Annotated in this window: 16 protein-coding genes; 10 read left to right on the top strand and 6 right to left on the bottom strand. The window is 46.9% G+C overall.

All coding sequences use genetic code 11. The annotated features are described in order from the left end of the window. Positions 1-32: 32 nt before the first annotated feature. The 3 genes from VOA_RS20075 (at position 33) to VOA_RS01795 (ending at position 2,421) form a co-directional block, all read left to right on the top strand. A complete protein-coding gene (locus VOA_RS20075; RefSeq protein WP_009356167.1) occupies positions 33-173 on the top strand; it encodes a DUF5363 family protein in 141 nt (46 codons plus the stop codon). Next, on the top strand, positions 154-969 hold the full coding sequence (locus tag VOA_RS01790) for a TatD family hydrolase (protein WP_000194483.1): 816 nt from the start codon (positions 154-156) through the stop codon (positions 967-969). Before VOA_RS20075 ends, VOA_RS01790 begins: the two co-directional genes overlap by 20 nt. 186 nt (positions 970-1,155) lie before the next feature. Beyond that, entirely contained in the window at positions 1,156-2,421 is a 1,266-nt protein-coding gene (locus tag VOA_RS01795; protein ID WP_000051825.1) for a NupC/NupG family nucleoside CNT transporter, read from the top strand. A gap of 316 nt (positions 2,422-2,737) precedes the next feature. Here VOA_RS01795 and VOA_RS0118715 read toward each other — a convergent pair whose 3' ends face one another. Further along, on the bottom strand, positions 2,738-2,920 hold the full coding sequence (locus VOA_RS0118715; protein WP_032468421.1) for a hypothetical protein: 183 nt from the start codon (positions 2,918-2,920) through the stop codon (positions 2,738-2,740). A 106-nt stretch (positions 2,921-3,026) separates the two neighbouring features. Here VOA_RS0118715 and deoC point away from each other — a divergent pair, with 106 nt between their 5' ends. From deoC to deoD, 4 genes are all read left to right on the top strand, one after another. Continuing rightward, positions 3,027-3,806 carry a deoxyribose-phosphate aldolase gene (gene deoC / locus VOA_RS01800; RefSeq protein ID WP_001292366.1) on the top strand — a complete coding sequence of 260 codons (780 nt, stop codon included), beginning with the start codon at positions 3,027-3,029 and terminating at the stop codon, positions 3,804-3,806. 87 nt (positions 3,807-3,893) lie between these two features. Then, a complete protein-coding gene (gene deoA, locus VOA_RS19955; protein ID WP_000281234.1) occupies positions 3,894-5,222 on the top strand; it encodes a thymidine phosphorylase in 1,329 nt (442 codons plus the stop codon). Between the two features lie 18 nt (positions 5,223-5,240). After that, complete coding sequence (locus VOA_RS19950; protein WP_000816435.1) at positions 5,241-6,461, top strand: phosphopentomutase; 1,221 nt, start codon at positions 5,241-5,243, stop codon at positions 6,459-6,461. Positions 6,462-6,544: 83 nt separating this feature from the next. Next, the gene (gene deoD, locus VOA_RS01815; protein WP_000224884.1) at positions 6,545-7,270 is read left to right on the top strand and encodes a purine-nucleoside phosphorylase; all 726 of its coding nucleotides are present in this window, start codon (positions 6,545-6,547) and stop codon (positions 7,268-7,270) included. A gap of 80 nt (positions 7,271-7,350) precedes the next feature. Here the strand turns inward: deoD and VOA_RS01820 are convergent, their stop codons facing one another. Beyond that, positions 7,351-7,974 (bottom strand): YtjB family periplasmic protein, encoded by a 624-nt coding sequence (locus VOA_RS01820; protein ID WP_000349087.1) that lies wholly within the window; start codon positions 7,972-7,974, stop codon positions 7,351-7,353. Between the two features lie 102 nt (positions 7,975-8,076). Between VOA_RS01820 and serB the strand changes: the two genes are divergently transcribed. Then, positions 8,077-9,057, top strand: coding sequence for a phosphoserine phosphatase (serB, locus tag VOA_RS01825; RefSeq protein ID WP_000339698.1), 981 nt, complete (start codon positions 8,077-8,079; stop codon positions 9,055-9,057). 96 nt (positions 9,058-9,153) lie between these two features. Here the strand turns inward: serB and VOA_RS01830 are convergent, their stop codons facing one another. Beyond that, on the bottom strand, positions 9,154-11,496 hold the full coding sequence (locus tag VOA_RS01830; RefSeq protein ID WP_001187846.1) for a PilZ domain-containing protein: 2,343 nt from the start codon (positions 11,494-11,496) through the stop codon (positions 9,154-9,156). Between the two features lie 130 nt (positions 11,497-11,626). On the opposite strand from VOA_RS01830, the gene radA reads away from it, so the two are divergent. Together radA and fusA are read left to right on the top strand one after the other, a co-directional pair. Further along, a complete protein-coding gene (gene radA / locus VOA_RS01835; protein ID WP_032468420.1) occupies positions 11,627-13,003 on the top strand; it encodes a DNA repair protein RadA in 1,377 nt (458 codons plus the stop codon). 271 nt (positions 13,004-13,274) lie between these two features. Then, entirely contained in the window at positions 13,275-15,362 is a 2,088-nt protein-coding gene (fusA, locus tag VOA_RS01840) for an elongation factor G (protein WP_000774528.1), read from the top strand. Between the two features lie 118 nt (positions 15,363-15,480). On the opposite strand, the gene VOA_RS01845 is transcribed toward fusA, so the two are convergent. The 3 genes from VOA_RS01845 to chrA form a co-directional block, all read right to left on the bottom strand. Further along, the gene (locus tag VOA_RS01845; protein ID WP_000616798.1) at positions 15,481-17,166 is read right to left on the bottom strand and encodes an AMP-binding protein; all 1,686 of its coding nucleotides are present in this window, start codon (positions 17,164-17,166) and stop codon (positions 15,481-15,483) included. 141 nt (positions 17,167-17,307) lie between these two features. Next, on the bottom strand, positions 17,308-18,462 hold the full coding sequence (locus VOA_RS01850; RefSeq protein ID WP_001178344.1) for an HD-GYP domain-containing protein: 1,155 nt from the start codon (positions 18,460-18,462) through the stop codon (positions 17,308-17,310). A gap of 84 nt (positions 18,463-18,546) precedes the next feature. Continuing rightward, positions 18,547-19,689, bottom strand: coding sequence for a chromate efflux transporter (gene chrA / locus VOA_RS01855; RefSeq protein ID WP_000955530.1), 1,143 nt, complete (start codon positions 19,687-19,689; stop codon positions 18,547-18,549). Positions 19,690-20,007: the final 318 nt, after the last annotated feature.

Below are 20,007 nucleotides of genomic sequence, written 5' to 3'. Positions count from 1 at the left end.
TAGTAAGTAGAAGCTAAGAGAGGGAAAACGCAATGTGGCAGTGGTTAAAAGGCTTGATAGCGAAATACGATGCTTGGTGCCAAAGCATGGGGCTTGCCCCGGGGCAGAAGCGAAGTTGTGTTCCTTATCGTAAAGACCCTGCAAATGAGCGAGATGACTCAAAGTCTGCTTGAAGTGTCGTTGTTCGACACTCATTGTCACTTTGATTTTGCCCCTTTTGCTGCCGAACCAGAGCTTGAGTTACAACGAGCGGCAGAACAAGGGGTAAAGCGTTTACTTATTCCCTCGGTAGGACCACAAGACTGGCAAGCAGTGGCTGCGCTTGCTCAGCGTTTTCCATCCACGATTTACTATGCGTTAGGCTTCCATCCTCTCTATTTAGATTCCTCTTCTCCTACCCATTTACCTCTGCTAGAAACGGCACTGATGAAAGCTGAACACGCTTGTGTGGCTGTTGGGGAGTGTGGTTTGGATGGCATGATTGAGGTAGATACTCAATTGCAAGAGCGAATGCTTACCGCACAATTAGCCTTGGCGACTCAGACTAAATTGCCGGTCATCTTACACAGTCGCCGTACGCACAATCGCTTGTTGCAGTTATTGAAACAGCAACGTTTTCAGCAAGGTGGCGTATTGCATGCTTTTTCTGGCAGTTTGCAAGAGGCGCAGCAGTTTGTCGATTTAGGTTTTAAGATTGGGGTCGGCGGGATGATTACTTATCCAAGAGCGAATAAAACCCGCCAAACGATTGCGGCATTGGCGCCCGAGCATTTAGTGCTGGAGACAGATGCCCCTGATATGCCGCTGAATGGTTTTCAAGGTCAAGCTAACCATCCTGCTCAACTACCTAAAGTTTTAGAAACACTCGCTGAGCTAAAAGGTGTTTCGGCACGCCAACTCGCGCCAATCTTATGGAAAAGCAGCCAAACTCTGTTTGGCTTGTGTGAACAAAACCGAAACAAGATGTAGCGTTAATGACGCATCTGTCACTAAAACTTGAGTGACATCACATATATTGGTGAACGCGTGATGAATCTTATCCGAAAGTGTGAATTCTGCATTACTTTCTCCCTCTGCCCGTGAGTATAATTGCCCCCGCTTAATCGCTCCATTTTGTAACACGCCAACACTAAACTAATAAGGAAGTCATAAACTATGAGCCTGTTTATGAGCCTCATCGGCATGGCAGTTCTGCTAGGAATCGCAGTTCTACTGTCAAGTAACCGTAAAGCTATCAAAATAAGAACCGTGGGTGGCGCTTTTGCTATCCAATTTTTACTGGGTGCATTTATTCTGTATGTACCTTGGGGCCAAGAGCTACTTCGTGGATTTTCGGACGCAGTCTCTAACGTAATTAACTACGGTAACGATGGTACTTCATTCCTCTTCGGTGGACTGGTATCTGGCAAGATGTTCGAAGTGTTTGGCGGCGGCGGTTTCATTTTCGCATTCCGTGTACTACCAACGCTGATCTTCTTCTCTGCGCTGATTTCTGTACTGTACTACTTGGGTGTTATGCAATGGGTTATCCGCATTCTAGGTGGTGGCCTGCAAAAAGCTCTGGGTACTTCACGTGCGGAATCTATGTCTGCAGCAGCAAACATTTTCGTTGGTCAAACTGAAGCGCCATTAGTCGTTCGTCCATTCGTTCCAAAAATGACTCAATCTGAGCTGTTTGCGGTAATGTGTGGTGGCTTGGCTTCTATCGCTGGTGGTGTGTTAGCGGGCTACGCTTCTATGGGCGTTAAGATCGAATACCTCGTTGCTGCGTCATTTATGGCGGCACCAGGTGGTCTGCTGTTTGCAAAGCTGATCATGCCAGAAACTGAAAAACCACAAGAAGGCGAAGAAATCGCTATTGACGGTGGTGATGACAAACCAGCTAACGTGATCGATGCTGCTGCGGGCGGTGCTTCTGCTGGTCTGCAATTAGCTCTAAACGTGGGTGCAATGCTGATTGCATTTATCGGCCTGATCGCTCTGATCAACGGTATGTTAGGTGGCATTGGCGGTTGGTTCGGTATGCCTGAACTGAAACTGGAAATGCTGCTAGGTTGGGCGTTTGCGCCTCTTGCTTTCCTGATCGGTGTTCCTTGGAATGAAGCAACCGTTGCAGGTGAGTTCATCGGTCTGAAAACCGTTGCCAACGAATTCGTTGCTTACTCTCAGTTTGCTCCTTACCTGACTGAAGCTGCACCAGTGGTTCTGTCTGAGAAGACGAAAGCGATCATCTCTTTCGCACTGTGTGGTTTTGCGAACCTTTCTTCTATCGCAATCCTGCTGGGTGGTCTGGGTAGCTTGGCACCTAAGCGTCGTGGCGACATCGCTCGCATGGGTATCAAAGCGGTTATCGCCGGTACTCTATCTAACCTGATGGCAGCAACGATTGCTGGCTTCTTTCTTAGCCTTGCTGCACTCTAGTTAGAATCGGATCTAGAAGTATAGACGCCGTTTAAATTCACCCCGTAGCAAGTGATTGCTGCGGGGTGTTTTGCTTTCAGGAACCCCAATTGGAATGGGAGTTCCTGAGTGAGACTTTGTAATGGATTGCATGGCTGAAGCCTTGTGTGGTAAGGATTCTCTTTTAAATTTCAGCCGTTTTTTTTTGAGATACAAACCGTTTGCGTTTAGCGCAGCACTACCGTTTTGTGACAAATGTCGATACTGTAGCTGTGGATAAAGAACGAGATGATCAAACAGAAATAATGATCAACCGCGTTGACCGCCGAGCTGAAGTTCAGGTGGCAAACTTGTCCTGTGGAATATGGATGAGTTTTCGCTGGTTCTCAACATGACAAGGAGTATGATGAGGACCGGAGGCAATCGCATTGCCTGTATACAGTAAGATACCGCAAACGCAAATTGTTGTGCCATTGACCAAACTGGTACTGTGCGGTGACAAGGATAGCAATTGGTGTATGAGCACCGAGTCTTCAAGGAACCAAGTCCGTTCATTTGTGGCTGCTTAGTAGATAAGATAATCGGCTGAGCAGTGGACTATATGACTATATTGATCGGAGATAGAAATGAGCGAATTAAAAGCAGCAGCTCTACGTGCACTAAAATTGATGGATCTGACTACGCTGAATGACAACGATACGGATGCGAAAGTGATCCAACTTTGCCATGACGCAAAAAGTCCAGTAGGCAACACCGCTGCCATCTGTATTTACCCTCGCTTTATTCCTATTGCTAAGAAGACACTTCGCGAGCAAGGAACACCTGAAATCCGTATTGCTACGGTAACCAATTTCCCTCACGGTAATGACGATATTGAGATCGCTGTTGCTGAAACGAAAGCCGCAGTTGCTTACGGTGCCGATGAAGTGGATGTGGTATTCCCATATCGCGCGCTTATCGCAGGCAACGAGCAAGTCGGTTTTGAGCTGGTGAAACAGTGTAAAGCCGCTTGTGGCGACAATGTGCTACTGAAAGTGATCATCGAAACCGGTGAGCTGAAAGAAGAAGTGCTGATCAAAGAAGCCTCTCAAATCTGTATTGAAGCTGGCGCAGATTTTATCAAAACCTCAACCGGTAAAGTGCCTGTGAATGCGACACCAGAATATGCACGCATGATGCTGGAAGTGATCCGCGATATGGGCGTAGCCAAAACAGTTGGTTTCAAACCAGCCGGTGGTGTCCGTACGGCTGAAGATGCACAACAATATTTGGCAATGGCCGATGAGATCCTAGGTGGTGATTGGGCGGACAGCCGTCATTACCGCTTTGGTGCATCAAGCCTACTGACCAACCTTCTGAATACATTAGAAGTGACAGACCAAAAGGCAGATCCTGCCGCTTACTAATATCAATTGTGTCTGATGGCAGCGCGAGTCTTCGCGCTGCTTAACCTCTTTACACTACGCAGTTCTTTTGGGAACTGGGAGGCATCTATGTATTTACCTCAAGAAATTATCCGCAGAAAACGTGATGGTGAAGTTCTCACCAACGATGAAATCAACTTCTTCATTCAAGGTGTAGCGAATAACACCGTCTCTGAAGGGCAAATTGCCGCGTTTGCGATGGCGATTTTTTTCCGTGAAATGACCATGCCTGAGCGTATTGCGCTAACTTGTGCAATGCGCGATTCCGGCATGGTGATTGATTGGAGCCATATGAATTTTGATGGCCCGATTGTCGATAAACACTCCACGGGCGGCGTGGGCGATGTGACCTCACTGATGCTTGGCCCTATGGTGGCAGCCTGTGGTGGTTATGTACCGATGATTTCTGGCCGCGGCCTTGGTCACACCGGTGGTACGCTCGACAAACTTGAAGCAATCCCTGGCTACAACATTACCCCAACCAATGACGTGTTTGGCAAAGTGACCAAACAAGCCGGTGTGGCGATCATCGGTCAAACTGGCGATTTGGCACCCGCGGACAAGCGTGTGTACGCAACGCGTGATATTACCGCGACCGTGGATAACATCTCGCTGATCACCGCTTCAATTCTTTCCAAGAAACTGGCGGCCGGCCTTGAATCGCTCGTGATGGATGTGAAAGTCGGCTCTGGTGCTTTCATGCCAACTTACGAAGCGTCTGAAGAACTCGCCAAATCGATCGTGGCAGTGGCGAACGGTGCAGGCACCAATACCACGGCGATTTTAACCGATATGAACCAAGTGCTGGCGTCCTCTGCAGGTAATGCGGTGGAAGTGCGCGAAGCCGTACGCTTCCTCACTGGTGAATACCGTAACCCGCGTCTGCTTGAAGTCACTATGGCGTCGTGTGCCGAAATGCTGGTGCTTGGCAAGTTAGCGAAAGATACCGCTCAAGCACGTGAGAAACTGCAAGCAGTATTGGATAACGGCCAAGCGGCAGAGCGCTTCGGTAAAATGGTGGCAGGCCTTGGCGGCCCAACGGATTTTGTTGAAAACAACGACAAGTATCTGGCGAAAGCTGAGATTGTTCGCCCAGTTTACGCTCAGCAATCTGGCGTTATTTCTGCGATGGATACCCGTGCCATTGGTATGGCTGTAGTGGGAATGGGCGGTGGTCGCCGTGTGGCGACTGATCGCATTGATTACGCTGTGGGCTTTGATCATTTCATCCGTCTGGGTGAAATCGCCGACAGCAACAAACCTTTAGCAATGATTCATGCCCGCAATGAAGAGCAGTGGCAACAAGCTGCCAATGCACTACAAAGTGCGATTAAAGTGGGCGGTGACTATGTACCAACACCGGATGTTTACCGTCAAATTCGAGCTCAAGATGTGTAATACCGGGGGGAGTGAGCAATGAAAAGAGCATTTATCTTAGTTTTAGACTCGTTTGGGATTGGCGCGACAGCGGATGCAGAAGCCTTTGGTGATGTAGGTTCTGATACCCTAGGCCACATTGCGGATCAATGTGCGCAAGGTTTGGCGGATAACGCAGAGCGTAAAGGCGCATTGCAACTGCCTAACCTTTCCAAATTGGGTTTGGCGATGGCACATAAAGAGTCGACTGGACGTTTTGCTCCGGGGTTGGATGAGCGTGCCGACATCATTGGCGCTTATGCCCATGCAGCAGAGCTGTCATCTGGTAAAGATACTCCGTCAGGTCACTGGGAAATTGCTGGTGTGCCAGTGCTGTTTGAATGGGGCTACTTTAGCGATAAGCAAAATAGCTTCCCGAAAGAGTTAACCGATCGCATTTTAGCGCGTGCGGGTCTGGACGGATTCTTAGGCAACTGCCACGCCTCGGGCACTCAAGTGCTGGATGACTTGGGCGAAGAGCATATGCGTACTGGCAAGCCGATTTTCTACACATCGGCAGATTCCGTATTCCAAATTGCCTGCCATGAAGAGACATTTGGCTTAGATCGTCTGCTGGAGTTGTGCCAGATTGCTCGTGAAGAGTTGGCGGATTACAACATCGGTCGCGTCATTGCGCGTCCATTCGTTGGCCCAGGTAAAGGCCAATTTGCTCGTACCGGTAATCGCCGTGACTTGTCAGTTGAGCCACCTTCAGCGACTGTGCTGCAAAAGCTGGTGGAAGAGAAGCAAGGCCGAGTGGTGTCTATCGGTAAAATTGCCGATATCTACGCGTACTGCGGCATTACCGACAAAGTTAAAGCCACTGGTATTCCAGATCTGTTTGAAGCGACTTTAGAACAGATTAAACAAGCCGGTGATAACACCATCGTGTTCACTAACTTCGTGGATTTTGACTCTGCCTATGGTCACCGCCGTGACGTAGCAGGTTATGCGGCTGCGCTAGAGTATTTCGATAACCGTTTACCTGAAGTGTTGGAACTGATGCAGGAAGATGACATTCTGATCCTAACTGCTGATCATGGTTGCGACCCAACATGGCCGGGCACTGACCATACTCGTGAGCATATCCCTGTACTGGTTTACGGTAAAAAAGTCGCACCAGGTTCATTAGGCTGCCGTGACACCTTTGCCGATATCGGGCAAACTCTGGCAAGCTACTTTGGCACATCGCCAATGGATTACGGTAAGAACTTTTTATAATACACATGCCCTACGGCTAGCTTCAGCCTTAGGGTTTTGTTGAATGATGGCGATTGAGCCACCAAACCAAAGGAACGAAAAACATGGCAACTCCACATATCAATGCACAACTGGGTGATTTCGCTGACGTTGTACTGATGCCGGGAGATCCTCTACGCGCGAAATACATTGCAGAAAACTTCCTTGATAACGCCGTTCAAGTGTGTGATGTGCGTAATATGTTCGGTTACACAGGTACTTACAAAGGTCGTAAGATCTCAGTAATGGGTCATGGTATGGGTATTCCATCTTGCTCGATCTATGTTACGGAACTGATCAAAGATTATGGCGTGAAGAAGATCATTCGCGTTGGTAGTTGTGGCGCAGTGAATGAAGGCATCAAAGTACGTGATGTAGTGATCGGTATGGGCGCTTGTACCGACTCTAAAGTGAACCGTATTCGCTTTAAAGATCACGACTTTGCTGCAATTGCGGACTACAAAATGGTGAAAGCTGCAGAAGAAGCGGCTAAAGCACGTGGCATTGACGTGAAAGTCGGCAACCTATTCTCAGCAGAATTGTTCTATACGCCAGATCCTTCCATGTTCGATGTGATGGACAAATACGGCATCGTTGGCGTTGAAATGGAAGCTGCGGGTATTTACGGTGTTGCTGCAGAATACGGCGCGAAAGCACTAGCGATTTGTACAGTTTCTGACCACATCAAAACGGGCGAGCAAACCACCTCAGAAGAGCGTCAAAACACCTTCAACGAGATGATTGAAATCGCGCTCGATTCGGTATTGATTGGGGATCAAGCTGGTTATTAATCGCGGTATAACGTAACCACTGAAAAGCAAAAACCTCAGCTTGGGCTGAGGTTTTTTTATCACTCAATAAGTTGTTCTACTTACTCATTCATAGACTGTTCGGCTTGTTTGAGTAACAAATTCTCACCACTGGCCTTTTTCGGTCTGCGACGTAACAGAAGCGTCAAGAGCACCCCACTAACAAAACTCATCAGCAGCATCCAATACATGTTGCGATCGCTTTTACGATAGTGATGGTCGGAAATCGCTGTCACTTTACCTGTTTCAAAGGTGATGCGAACAAATCCGATTAAGCTGCCATCGTTGATCACTGGTTCAACGAGCTGTTGGCGGCCAATGCTCGCAGTATGCAATGGAGTGTCTAAGCCCAAAACTTCACGCACACTCAGCGCGGTTTCACTTGCGGCAAGGAGCACGCCTTCTGAATCATAAATTGAAGCATCGAATACGAGTCGATCGGTCGCAAGCTGGTTAGTAAGCGCTAACAGACGTTCTTGATCTTGATCGGCAATCATACTACTAGCAGACATAGCGGCTTGAGTAATTAGCACTTTGGTTAAGGTTTCGAGTTGGTTGGCTTGAATGCGTTCATTGCCTTTACTGATCACAACGCTGTCTTGAATGGTGATAAAAAACATCAAGGCGACTGCTAGCACAGTCGCAACACGTACTACGACTCGGAATGAAAAAAGTGAACCATCCATGATGAGATAAACCTACAAAAAACCAACTGCGCTCATATTGAGACTTGCGTTTTTAAATTGCAATAGGGTAACGTCAGGCTACACCGAATAAGGAAAGTGGACATGGATGCTTTAACAACTTTATCGATCAAAAAACACACCGCCCTGCTCAATCGTTTCCCAGAGACGCGTTTCGTGCCTCAGTTAGCGAAAAATCGTGCAAGCTGGATAGTGTTTGCACATTACCTGACACCTACACAATTTGAAGATATGGATTTCTTCACTGACCGCTTTAACGCCATTTTAGATGTATGGAAAGTGGGTGAATATGAGGTGGCGTTAATGGATGGGGATCTGACTTCTCAACATGAAATTATCCTAAAAGCGTTAGAGCTTGATTACGCAAGAATTCAAGATGTTCCCGATCTCACTAAGCCTGGTCTGATTGTACTTGATATGGACTCGACCGCGATTCAAATTGAATGCATTGATGAGATCGCGAAATTAGCTGGAGTGGGTGAGGAAGTGGCAGAGGTGACAGAGCGTGCCATGCAAGGTGAACTCGACTTTGAACAGAGCTTACGTTTGCGAGTCAGTAAACTCCAAAATGCTCCTGAGCAGATTTTAAGCCAAGTGCGCAAGCATTTACCGCTGATGCCAGAACTTCCAGAATTGGTGGCAACACTGCATGCCTTTGGTTGGAAAGTGGCGATTGCGTCAGGTGGTTTTACCTATTTTTCTGATCATCTCAAAAACATGTTATCTCTGGATTATGCTCAGTCCAATACGCTGGAAATTGTGGGTGGCAAACTCACAGGACAAGTACTGGGTGACGTGGTTTCAGCCCAAACCAAAGCTGATATTCTGAGATCGCTTGCGCAGCAATACGATATCGAGATCCACAACACGGTCGCCGTAGGGGATGGCGCGAATGATTTGGTGATGATGGCTGCTGCAGGGTTAGGGGTGGCTTATCACGCCAAACCGAAAGTGGAAGCCAAAGCACAAACCGCTGTGCGTTTTGCCGGATTGGGGGGGGTGGTGTGTATTCTTTCTGCCGCGTTGATCCGTCAGCAGAAGCTCAGTTGGCAAGCGAAACCTTAGGTCAGCCTTGTTCGAAGAATAAAAAAGCCACGCTTGTCGTGGCTTCTTGTTATCGAGCACCAAGGTTGATGATGGTGATCATCGAGTAATAGGCGGTTATCGAGTCAACTCAAGACGAATCAAGACTTCCTCGGTTATATCGACCAGTTCCCCATAGCCAATCTGAGCCAGCATCTCTTTTTCTAGACTTTTGGCGTGATGAGGGCTGATGGCGGCCAGTTCTTTCAAATCGCTGCGCAGCAGATTCGTAATCGGGGAAAACACTGGCACTCCACTGACACGTAAGGCGTAGAATTCCCCCATCTCTTGCCCTTGGCGGATAAATCGGATCCGATCTCGAGTATCGGTGAAGTCACTCAAGAGTCTAGATTCAACGGACTGAACGCGAGCACCATATTTCACCACACTGATATACACCTCATTATATTGTGGTACTGCGCCTTCAATGCGCTTCATTGGCGTAGCCAACAGCGAATTGGTATGGCCTTTGAAAATAGGCTGAAGGGCGATGCGATTCTCACTGCCGAGCTTGGCAAGCAGTGCGAGATGAGGAGGGAGCGGGTAATTAACCCCAATCACTTTGGGCTTCAGGTTACTACCGACTTTTTCAACAAAAATGGGGGTGCTGACCATTTTGTCTAACAGGATGTTATGCAAACTCTCCAGTAATTCGTTGCTCGGGAGTATTTCTTCTTTTTTCAATAGCTTATCTTGATTGTGCTCAATAATACTGTTGAAAAATGCAATGGTTTTGAGGGTTTGGGTTGAATCCTCAATCATCAACTGTAACTGGCGTCCTTCAGGCCCAATCCTTACGACTTGGTAGGGTGCATTGTCCAAAGGAATGGTTTTGTCATACAACTTAAGTTCAAGATAATCGACCCAAACTTGATCATTGGCTTTGACATCGAGCGGTGCATCTAAAATTAAACTCAAGCCACGCTTTGATAAATCAACCGTTGCACCAGTGACTCGCTGTTCATCTTTACTTACTTGCACCGGTGTTTTAAAGCGATAGCGAGGTTCTTTGCGTCGGGAGCGAGCGTCAAAATAAATTCCCATCGGGTTACCCACGACTTGGCGTGGGTGACGAAAATCATTCAGAGCGCTACTTGGAAGATTGGGTTTTTCGACCAACAGATAATCGAGAGCAGTTTCTGTATCACCAATCTCTTGCAACACACCACAATGGGTGAGAGACGTGGATTGCTCATCAAGTTCAGCAGAGTGTTGAGCAAGGGCTTGTCGTTCTTCTTCAGATAATTCAAAGACAAAAAGTCGAAATGCTTTCCAACTGTCACGCTTAGCACCAATGTGCCAAAACAGCTTACGTTGCTCTTGAGTGGCTTCCGGCATCAACATCGAGAAAAACAAGGTTTTCTGTTGATGTTCATGCTTAAAGGCGTACAGAACATTATTGCTACCACGAAGCCCAGGAGCTGTGAGTTGTGCCATGCGTTCAGGCTTGAATAACGTCCCTAGTGCTTGTTGGTTGCGCTCATCATGCCAATATTGCCAAATCGGACGGTTGTTTTCGGTCAGTAACGCGAGCTTGAGTTCATTGCCACTAAAAAACAGCGGTAAGTTACAAGTGTGCTTGAGGTACATGTGCTCATAGCCACGAGTTCGCGCACGAATAATTTTGTCCTGATTGTCATGGCGTGCTTTCTGAGTATTGGTCTGAATCGCTTCCTCAATGACTTTTTCAATCACGTCAGTGTCACTGAGTTTAAGAACGCGCAGAAATTTAATCGCATCGCTGTCATAAGACTCATCGACGCCCAGAATGCGGTATTCAATGTTTTTATGTAACCCAACGACATTCGAGGTTTTATTGAGCTCAGCGAAATACACGTGGATCACTTCCCCCAACTTATAATCAAAAGCTGCGGGCACTTTCAATTTGGCGCCTGAAGGTGAAAGGTCAATGCTTAAACCATGGATTAACTGTTCATTCTTTCGATGGATTTCAATTTGTGTGGAGATCTTTAGGCGGTTCTCTTGGCGTTTGAGGTCATAACCTAGCTTGATTGGCTCGACTTCAAAACTGGTGTCTTTGGACTGATCACCTTTTGGGTCGAGTTTGCCCTGTTGTTTCATGACTCGGAAATTATTGCGCGTGTTATTGACCGCTTCCCAAACGCCTTCGGTGTAACCCCCAAATTTCTTGATACTTTTGTGGTAAGAGTTGAACGCGACATCATCGAGCCAGTGCTGACGACCTTCAAATTCATATTCCCGACACTCTCCTTGCACTTTGCCACGCAAATCAATGCTTTTGCTGCAAGGTGCCATTAAGCGGTTCAGTTCCATTTTGACCAATAATTTGGCTGAGGGCGGTTGCCCTTCGGTCATTTGTGACAAAAGGTAATCTAGATCACCAGAGCGATAAGCTGGTATAAGCCGTTCAACCAGAGAGAGAATTTCGGTTTGCTGCATACTTTTCTGTTAAAGTGTCTTCTATTTTGATGCATCGGCATCAACATCCTAATCTTTAGCGATATGTTGCAGCCGTTCCACTTTTTCTTAAAGTATTACGCCTTATAAGTGAGAGCAAGTTCGAGGATTGATCGTGAAAGCAAAGCGCGCCTATGTATGTAACGAATGCGGAGCGGATTTTCCGCGTTGGCAAGGGCAATGTAATGCCTGTGGTTCGTGGAATACGATTTCAGAAGTTCGTCTCGCCGCTTCCCCACAAGTTGCGCGCAATGAACGGCTGGTGGGATACGCTGGAGCCGTAGAAGCGAAAGTACAAACCCTAGCCGATATCGATTTACAAGAAGTGCCTCGATTCACCAGTGGCTTTAAAGAGTTAGATCGCGTTCTCGGTGGCGGTATTGTACCGGGCGCGGCAATTTTGATCGGTGGTAACCCAGGCGCAGGTAAATCCACCTTGTTACTGCAAACCATGTGCTTGCTTTCCGCGCAAATGCCGACCCTGTACGTCACAGGGGAAGAGTCATTGCAACAGGTCGCGATGAGAGCTTCGCGCCTTGGTTTGCCGAAAGAGCATCTAAAAATGCTCTCTGAAACCAATGTGGATCGGATTTGCCAAATTGCTGAGCAAGAGAAACCGCGCATCATGGTCATTGACTCGATACAGGTGATGCATGTTGCGGATGTGCAATCGTCCCCTGGTAGTGTTGCGCAAGTGCGTGAATCCGCGACTGCGCTCACGCGTTATGCTAAACAAAATAATGTGGCGGTGTTTATTGTTGGTCATGTGACCAAAGACGGCACTTTGGCAGGACCGAAAGTGCTAGAGCATATTATTGACTGTTCAATTTTGCTTGATGGTGATACGGATAGTCGCTTCCGTACACTGCGTAGCCATAAAAACCGGTTTGGTGCGGTGAATGAACTGGGCGTGTTTGCTATGACAGGACAAGGGATGCGTGAAGTGAGCAACCCTTCGGCGATTTTCCTTTCTCGTGGAGAAGAAGCCACGTCTGGTAGCTCAGTGATGGTGGTGTGGGAAGGAACGCGTCCACTGTTGGTGGAAATCCAAGCCTTAGTGGATTATTCACAACTCGCTAACCCACGACGTGTCGCTGTTGGCTTAGAACAAAACCGCCTCTCTTTATTATTGGCGGTGCTGCATAAACACGGTGGCTTGCAAATGGCCGATCAAGATGTATTTGTCAACGTAGTGGGTGGTGTCAAAGTCACGGAAACCAGTGCAGATTTAGCTTTGCTAATGGCTCTATTGTCGAGTTTTCGTGATCGTCCACTCCCTAAAGATGTGGTGATTTTTGGCGAAGTGGGATTAGCGGGTGAAATTCGTCCCGTACCGAGTGGTCAAGAACGCCTTAACGAAGCCTTCAAGCATGGATTTAAAAAAGCCATAGTGCCGATTGCCAACATGCCGAAAGGTGGCATCGCCGGAATGCAAATACATGGCGTTAAGAAATTGTCGGATGCGATTGCGGCGTTTGATGAGTTGTAACGCGCTGTAGATTTTTAAAGGCAATAACACGGAAAGGCGAAACTTAAAAATATCCTTTTGACGTCTCGCGAGCCGTTTGATAATCGCCTATAGTTTTTCAGCGATAGGCACAGGGTGAATGCCCCTTGCTACTAGAAGCCGCTGCGGTATCGACTGCAACGCTAAGTAGTTTGGGTATATTTTTTTTCAGCAAGTGCATGCAGGGGTATCAGTATTGACAGATTGTGATATACTCTGCGCGCACTTTATACCTTATTAACAGAGTAAGACAATGGCAGATTTATCATTATACAGAAACATTGGTATCTTCGCGCACGTTGACGCGGGTAAAACCACTACCACTGAGCGTATCCTGAAGCTGACTGGTAAAATCCACCGTCTGGGCGAAGTACATGACGGCGCTTCAACGATGGACTTCATGGAACAAGAAGCTGAGCGTGGTATCACTATCCAGTCTGCTGCGACTACCTGTTTCTGGAAAGGTCACCGTTTTAACGTAATCGACACCCCGGGACACGTTGACTTCACCGTTGAAGTTTACCGTTCTCTGAAAGTTCTTGACGGTGGTATCGGTGTATTCTGTGGTTCTGGCGGTGTTGAACCTCAGTCAGAAACTAACTGGCGTTACGCGAACGATTCAGAAGTATCTCGTCTGATCTTCGTAAACAAACTAGACCGTATGGGTGCTGACTTCTTCCGTGTTGTTGAACAAGTGAAGAAAGTTCTTGGCGCAAACCCACTGGTTATGACTCTACCTATCGGCCGCGAAGATGAATTCGTTGGTGTGGTTGATGTTCTAACTCGTCAAGCGTTCGTATGGGATGACTCAGGTCTTCCAGAAAACTTCGAAATCAAAGAAGTTCCAGCAGACATGGTTGATCAGGTAGAAGAATACCGTGAAATGATGATCGAAACTGCTGTTGAGCAAGATGATGAGCTGATGATGGCTTACATGGAAGGCGAAGAGCCAACTGTTGAGCAAATCAAAGCATGTATCCGTAAAGGTACACGTGATCTCGCATTCTTCCCAACTTTCTGTGGTTCTGCATTCAAAAACAAAGGTATGCAGCTTGTACTTGACGCAGTAGTTGATTACCTACCTTCTCCAACAGAAGTAGAACCTCAACCACTGACTGATCCAGCAACGGGTGAGCCAACTGGCGAAGTAGCAACAGTATCTGTTGATGCGCCTCTAAAAGCGCTAGCGTTCAAGATCATGGATGACCGTTTCGGTGCCCTGACCTTCGTTCGTATCTACTCAGGCAAAATTAAGAAGGGTGATACCATTCTTAACAGCGCAACGGGTAAAACTGAGCGTGTTGGCCGTATGGTTGAGATGCACGCAAACGACCGTAACGAGCTGGAATCTGCGCAAGCAGGTGACATCATCGCGATCGTTGGTATGAAGAACGTTCAAACTGGTCACACTCTATGTGATCCTAAGCACGAATGTACTCTTGAGCCTATGATTTTCCCAACACCAGTTATCTCTATCGCTGTTAAGCCTAAAGATAAGAACGGTTCTGAGAAAATGGGTATCGCGATCGGTAAAATGGTAGCAGAAGATCCATCATTCCAAGTTGAGACTGACGAAGATTCAGGCGAAACCATTCTGAAAGGTATGGGCGAACTTCACCTAGACATCAAAGTAGACATCCTTAAGCGTACTTACGGTGTTGAACTTGAAGTGGGTGCTCCTCAAGTTGCTTACCGTGAAACTATCACTAAAGCAGTTGAAGATAGCTACACGCATAAGAAACAGTCTGGTGGTTCAGGCCAGTTCGGTAAGATCGATTACCGTATCAAGCCAGGAGAGCAAAACTCTGGTTTCACCTTCAAGTCAACGGTAGTTGGTGGTAACGTTCCTAAGGAATTCTGGCCAGCAGTTGAGAAAGGCTTCAAGTCTATGATGGACACCGGTACTCTTGCTGGCTTCCCTGTACTTGACGTTGAAGTTGAACTGTTCGATGGTGGCTTCCACGCAGTTGACTCATCTGCAATCGCATTTGAAATCGCAGCGAAAGGCGCATTCCGTCAGTCAATTCCAAAAGCGGCTCCCCAGCTTCTTGAACCAATCATGAAAGTGGACGTGTTCACTCCTGAAGATCACGTTGGTGACGTTATCGGTGACTTGAACCGTCGTCGTGGCATGATCAAAGACCAAGAAATGGGTCTGACAGGCGTACGCGTTAAAGCTGACGTTCCACTATCTGAGATGTTCGGTTACATCGGTTCTCTACGTACAATGACTTCTGGTCGTGGTCAGTTCTCTATGGAGTTCTCTCACTACTCAGCATGTCCAAACAACGTAGCTGATCAAGTAATTGCTGAAGTTAAAGAGCGTAACGCGAAGAAGTAATTCTTTGTCTTAAAGCTTAAAAAAGCCCTGTAAGTAAATGCTTACAGGGCTTTTGTTTTGGAGACGTAAGGTATAAATCCTTAGATGACTAAACGCTTTCCTTGAATGGGGCTAATACTTACTCTTCCCACACCACCAATTGCCCTTTAGGCCAATTTTGGCCGACATCATGGTATTTTTTCTCTAATACATGGCGTTTGATTTTGAGTGTTGGCGTCAAAATGCCATTATCAATACTCCACGGCTCCTTAATCATCAAGACCCCTTTGATCTGCTCGTGAGATTCCAATTCTGTGTTCATCCGAGTAATGACTTTTTGAACGGTACGCTCATAACGTACACGATCAAAATCTGGGAAATGGTGCGGGATCACTAATAAGATTGGAGTTGGTAGCCCAGAGCCAATCAAACACATCATCTCTACACGGCTGTATTCAAACAGCTTTTTCTCGATAGGTACGGGAGCTACAAATTTGCCTTTCGCCGTCTTGAAGGTGTCTTTTTTACGACCTTGGATGGTTAAATAGCCATCACTATCGATAGCGCCTATATCGCCGGTGTGTAGCCATCCATCATTGTCAAAGCTTTCGGCTGTTGCGGTGTCATTTTTATAATAACCCGCAAATAAGCCTTTGCTGCGTACCATGATCTCTTCATCGGCTGCGATTTTCAGTTCAATACCAGGTCCAGCATTACCCACCGTGCCAATTTTGTCAGCGCGGAAAGGGTAGTTGATGGTGCTATAAGCAAAGGATTCCGTCATGCCCCACGCTTCGGTTATGTTTAGTCCAATACTGCGATACCATTCGAGTAATGCAGGGGAGACTGGCGCTGAGCCACAACCGAGCACGCGAGCTTGGTCTAGCCCTAAACCTTCGGCCAACTTGCGTTTGATGAGTGAGTGGATGAAGGGGATTTTGAGCAAAATATTGAGTTTTTTCTGTGGCAGTTTATCTTGGATGCGTTGTTGGAATAGCGTCCATAAACGAGGGACCGAAATAAACAGGGTCGGGCGGTGCATTTTGACATCTTCGATAAAGGTATCGAGAGATTCTGGGAATGCGGTCAGTACGCCACCAATAATCGATGAACCAAAAATATAGACTCGTTCAGTAATATGGGCGAGTGGTAAATAAGAGAAGAGACGATCACCTTCTTGAATACCAATATGGTTAATCAGTTGCTGCGCTGACCAAGTAAACGCACCGTAGGTGAGCATGGCTCCTTTAGGCTGCCCAGATGTGCCAGAGGTATAGACAATGGACATGAGTTTATCATCAAAGTGGGTTGGTCGTTCTTCACTAGGCTGATGCTGTTTGATCAGTGTTTGAAACTTATATTGGCATTGGGCTGATGAAGAATAAGGAAGTGAGATACTGATGATATTTGGGCGTTCGGCCAAGACATGGGTAGTGGCTTTATTGTCATCGAGTTTGCCGACAATCAGGATTTTGCTTTCACTGTGTTCAAGGCAGTAGTCAATAGTGTCACTACCTGCAGTTGGGAAAATGGGCACACTGATATAATCACCGAGCATCATGGCCAGATCGCAAATAAACCATTCAGCACAATTTTTAGAAATAAGCGCAATTCTATCTCCTGGAACAGCCCCTAAAGCACGTAGAGCAGAGACAAGGCGTAGCGCGTGATCGGCTACTTCAGCGTAAGTAAACTCGACAAACTGACGGTTAATGATTTGCTTTAAGTACACCTCATTCGGGCGCTCTTGAGCCCAACGGAGTAACATTTCATTGGGAGGAGGGAGAGCGCAAGGAGGGTGATTGAATTGATTCGTCTGGATCATTCTCAAACTCCTGACATGTTGCCTTTGTGTTAATTTATTGTAAACGTTAGCATGAGCAGCTTGGAGCATCGAACCTTTTTTACCGAAAGAGGGGGAAATCTTGTAAATCTGTTGTCGAGATCAAACGGATTGATTGAATACTCAGTGTGTTACGCCGCTGTCTTTTGGATCCAATTCAGGGAAGCGTTCAATGATGATTTTTAACTCTTCTTGACTTTCACGCAGTGCATTAACGCAGTAACGATCTAGCTTTCCTTCACTCACCATTTTCTCTAACTCTAATAAGGCATGAGGAATGGATTGGGCTTGCTTGTATGGCCGGTGGGTAGTTAAAGCATCAAAAATATTGGCGACAGTAATAATACGGGCTGGGATAGGTATCTGCTCACTGGTGAGGCCAAAAGGGTAACCGCTGCCATCCAAAAACTCATGATGGTAGGCCACAATTTCTCTTAAAACCGCTAAGCAAGGGTGGTGAGGGGTACCGAATTTTTCGATTAACTCATTGAGTAAACCTATGCCTGACTCAATGTGCTGATGCAGTTGTTGCCGCTCATTACTCGCTAACGCTGTACTTTTTTGTAACAGACTGGTGGGTAATGCCAGTTTTCCGAGGTCATGGCATGTAGCAAATTGTCTGATGTTTTCAATCAATTCATCATCAAGACCATACAAATCCGCGATCTCAGTGGCGATGATATGAGCATAGCGGCTGATCCGTTGATTGTGTTGTTTGATGTGCAACCAGTGATCTGGAGATTGCTCCTCCATTTGGTGTATATCATCGACCAAATGATGAATTAGCGAGTATTCACCACCGATGGATTGCTGGATCAATGTGAAATAAGTGTTCAGTTGTTCAATAACAGGTTCAGAAAAATAATGACTAACAGAAGAGTTGAAAAAAAGGAAACCAATGAAAGTTTGATCATCAAAAACAGGTTTTACTAGTGAGGAGCAATACTGCTGCTCAAGTAACCAACGGTTATGATGAGTATGACTTTTTAATTGATTGGGGAAGTCATGAATAACGCGCAGAGAAGCGGATTGTTTGCTCTGCAGCAGAGAGGGAAGTTCGTTCAGTGGCACTTCATAATGTACAAAGTCATGGCTAGCTGGAGAGCTGTCTGCACAGGTTTTGATCGAGTCTTTTTTCTCATCGTACAGAGCAAAAGAAATTCTTTGCACATCAGGAAGCTCTACTCGGATTTTCTCGAGCATGCTGATCAAATAAGTATTGAGCGACCCCACCGATGGGTAATAGCGAAACCGACCAACTTTGGCTTGCATCTGCATATCACCGTCCTTCCTTGCGAGCTACATATTTAGTTTAGACAAGGATTCAGACATTGACGAATGGGAGTCGCGTTTTTCTCGGCTTTAGGCGGATCCGCTGATGAAACCAAACAGCAAGGCGCTTGCGACCATACCTACAAGTGGCATGCGAATGATTTTAAACAGGAAAAATCCCACTAAAAGTGCTGCCCAATCGAGTGGGGCATGTACCGTGCTACTCCACACGGGTTGGTACAACGCCGCCAGCAATAACCCCACCACACAAGCATTCACGCCTTGCATTGCCCCCGCAATTTTGGGGCGCTGAGCTAATGCAGCCCAGTTTTTTAATACGCCTAGTAGCAATAAAAATCCAGGTAGAAATACAGCAAAAGTCGCGATTAAAGCGCCAACCACAGGCATCTCTGGTGTCAGCACATAGCCAAGGTAAGTGGCCAAGGTAAACATTGGGCCCTGCACCGCTTGGGCTGCCGCGTAGCCTGTCAGAAATTGATCAGTAGATAGGCTGTCACCCAAGGCATTTTGCAGCAAAGGAAGAACCACATGACCGCCACCAAACACTAAGCTACCCGCTTGGAAGAAGTGACCAAACAATTCAACCAGCGGCGAGCTCGCAGCCAATAGCGGCAGTCCGAGTAATAAACTTGCAAAGAGCAGCAGAGAAAGCCAAGAGGGGCTGAACGTGGTTGTCGAAGGTGACTGTTGTGGTGCCAAGCGAGCCTGGCCGACCAATGCGGCAAGCAGCAATACTGCGAATTGGGTTAGTAGACCGGGTGCCAGCGTGATGGCAACCGCAGTCAGAACACATAACCCTGCAGTAAGGCGCTGCTGACAAAAATTGCGATACATGGTTAAACAGGCATCTGCCACCACTATGATGGCGAGTAGCTTCAAGCCATGAATGACTTGTTCAAACAGCGGGGTTTGTAACAGATGGCTACTTAGCCCTGCCAGCAGCAACATGATAAGGACTGAAGGGAGAGTAAAACCGAGAAACGCCGCCCAACCGCCAGCCAGACCACCACGATGATAACCAATGGCAAAACCAACTTGGCTTGAGCCCGGACCCGGCAAAAACTGACTCAGAGCTACAAACTGTGCGTATTCTTGCTCGCTAAGCCAACCCAGCTTTTCCACAAAAGTATGACGAAAATAGCCAATATGTGCCGCTGGGCCACCGAAGCTCACCCAACCTAAAGCAAAAAAAGTTTTGAAAATCGTCAGCATAGCGATCCGAGATAATTACGATAGTTCTGTTGGGCCATAAATTAGGGGGAGTCAAAGCTGAGAACAACCCAGAATGTGTAAGAAATTACACAATTATGATGACAGTCGTATGACGCAATTCTTGAGTAGAAAAATTGAGTCAAAATAGACACGGATGAACCCATGGAAACGTTTACACATTTGGCGGGTTGTTCACAGAATCTGAGCTTGAAAGTTTGCTAGACTTTTTCATATCAGCAGCATTTCATCATTCCTATTCCACGCTGCGAAATCTTATTGAATGACTCTTTAACGCAAACGGCTTGATGGATATACGCC

It is taken from the genome of Vibrio sp. RC586 (assembly GCF_000176715.1).
GTDB lineage: Bacteria > Pseudomonadota > Gammaproteobacteria > Enterobacterales > Vibrionaceae > Vibrio.
Note: the sequence above shows the minus strand (reverse complement) of the source record. Positions and strands in the feature narration are given on the sequence as shown.

What these genes read in the sequence shown, in the direction of transcription:
- serB (WP_000339698.1), top strand. Translation starts at nt 8,077, where the DNA reads ATGGATGCTTTAACAACTTTATCGATCAAAAAACACACCGCCCTGCTC.
- VOA_RS20075 (WP_009356167.1), top strand. Translation starts at nt 33, where the DNA reads ATGTGGCAGTGGTTAAAAGGCTTGATAGCGAAATACGATGCTTGGTGC.
- deoC (WP_001292366.1), top strand. Translation starts at nt 3,027, where the DNA reads ATGAGCGAATTAAAAGCAGCAGCTCTACGTGCACTAAAATTGATGGAT.
- deoD (WP_000224884.1), top strand. Translation starts at nt 6,545, where the DNA reads ATGGCAACTCCACATATCAATGCACAACTGGGTGATTTCGCTGACGTT.
- chrA (WP_000955530.1), bottom strand. Translation starts at nt 19,689, where the DNA reads ATGCTGACGATTTTCAAAACTTTTTTTGCTTTAGGTTGGGTGAGCTTC.
- VOA_RS01830 (WP_001187846.1), bottom strand. Translation starts at nt 11,496, where the DNA reads ATGCAGCAAACCGAAATTCTCTCTCTGGTTGAACGGCTTATACCAGCT.
- VOA_RS01820 (WP_000349087.1), bottom strand. Translation starts at nt 7,974, where the DNA reads ATGGATGGTTCACTTTTTTCATTCCGAGTCGTAGTACGTGTTGCGACT.
- deoA (WP_000281234.1), top strand. Translation starts at nt 3,894, where the DNA reads ATGTATTTACCTCAAGAAATTATCCGCAGAAAACGTGATGGTGAAGTT.
- VOA_RS01790 (WP_000194483.1), top strand. Translation starts at nt 154, where the DNA reads ATGACTCAAAGTCTGCTTGAAGTGTCGTTGTTCGACACTCATTGTCAC.
- VOA_RS19950 (WP_000816435.1), top strand. Translation starts at nt 5,241, where the DNA reads ATGAAAAGAGCATTTATCTTAGTTTTAGACTCGTTTGGGATTGGCGCG.
- VOA_RS01850 (WP_001178344.1), bottom strand. Translation starts at nt 18,462, where the DNA reads ATGCAGATGCAAGCCAAAGTTGGTCGGTTTCGCTATTACCCATCGGTG.
- VOA_RS01845 (WP_000616798.1), bottom strand. Translation starts at nt 17,166, where the DNA reads ATGATCCAGACGAATCAATTCAATCACCCTCCTTGCGCTCTCCCTCCT.
- VOA_RS01795 (WP_000051825.1), top strand. Translation starts at nt 1,156, where the DNA reads ATGAGCCTGTTTATGAGCCTCATCGGCATGGCAGTTCTGCTAGGAATC.
- fusA (WP_000774528.1), top strand. Translation starts at nt 13,275, where the DNA reads ATGGCAGATTTATCATTATACAGAAACATTGGTATCTTCGCGCACGTT.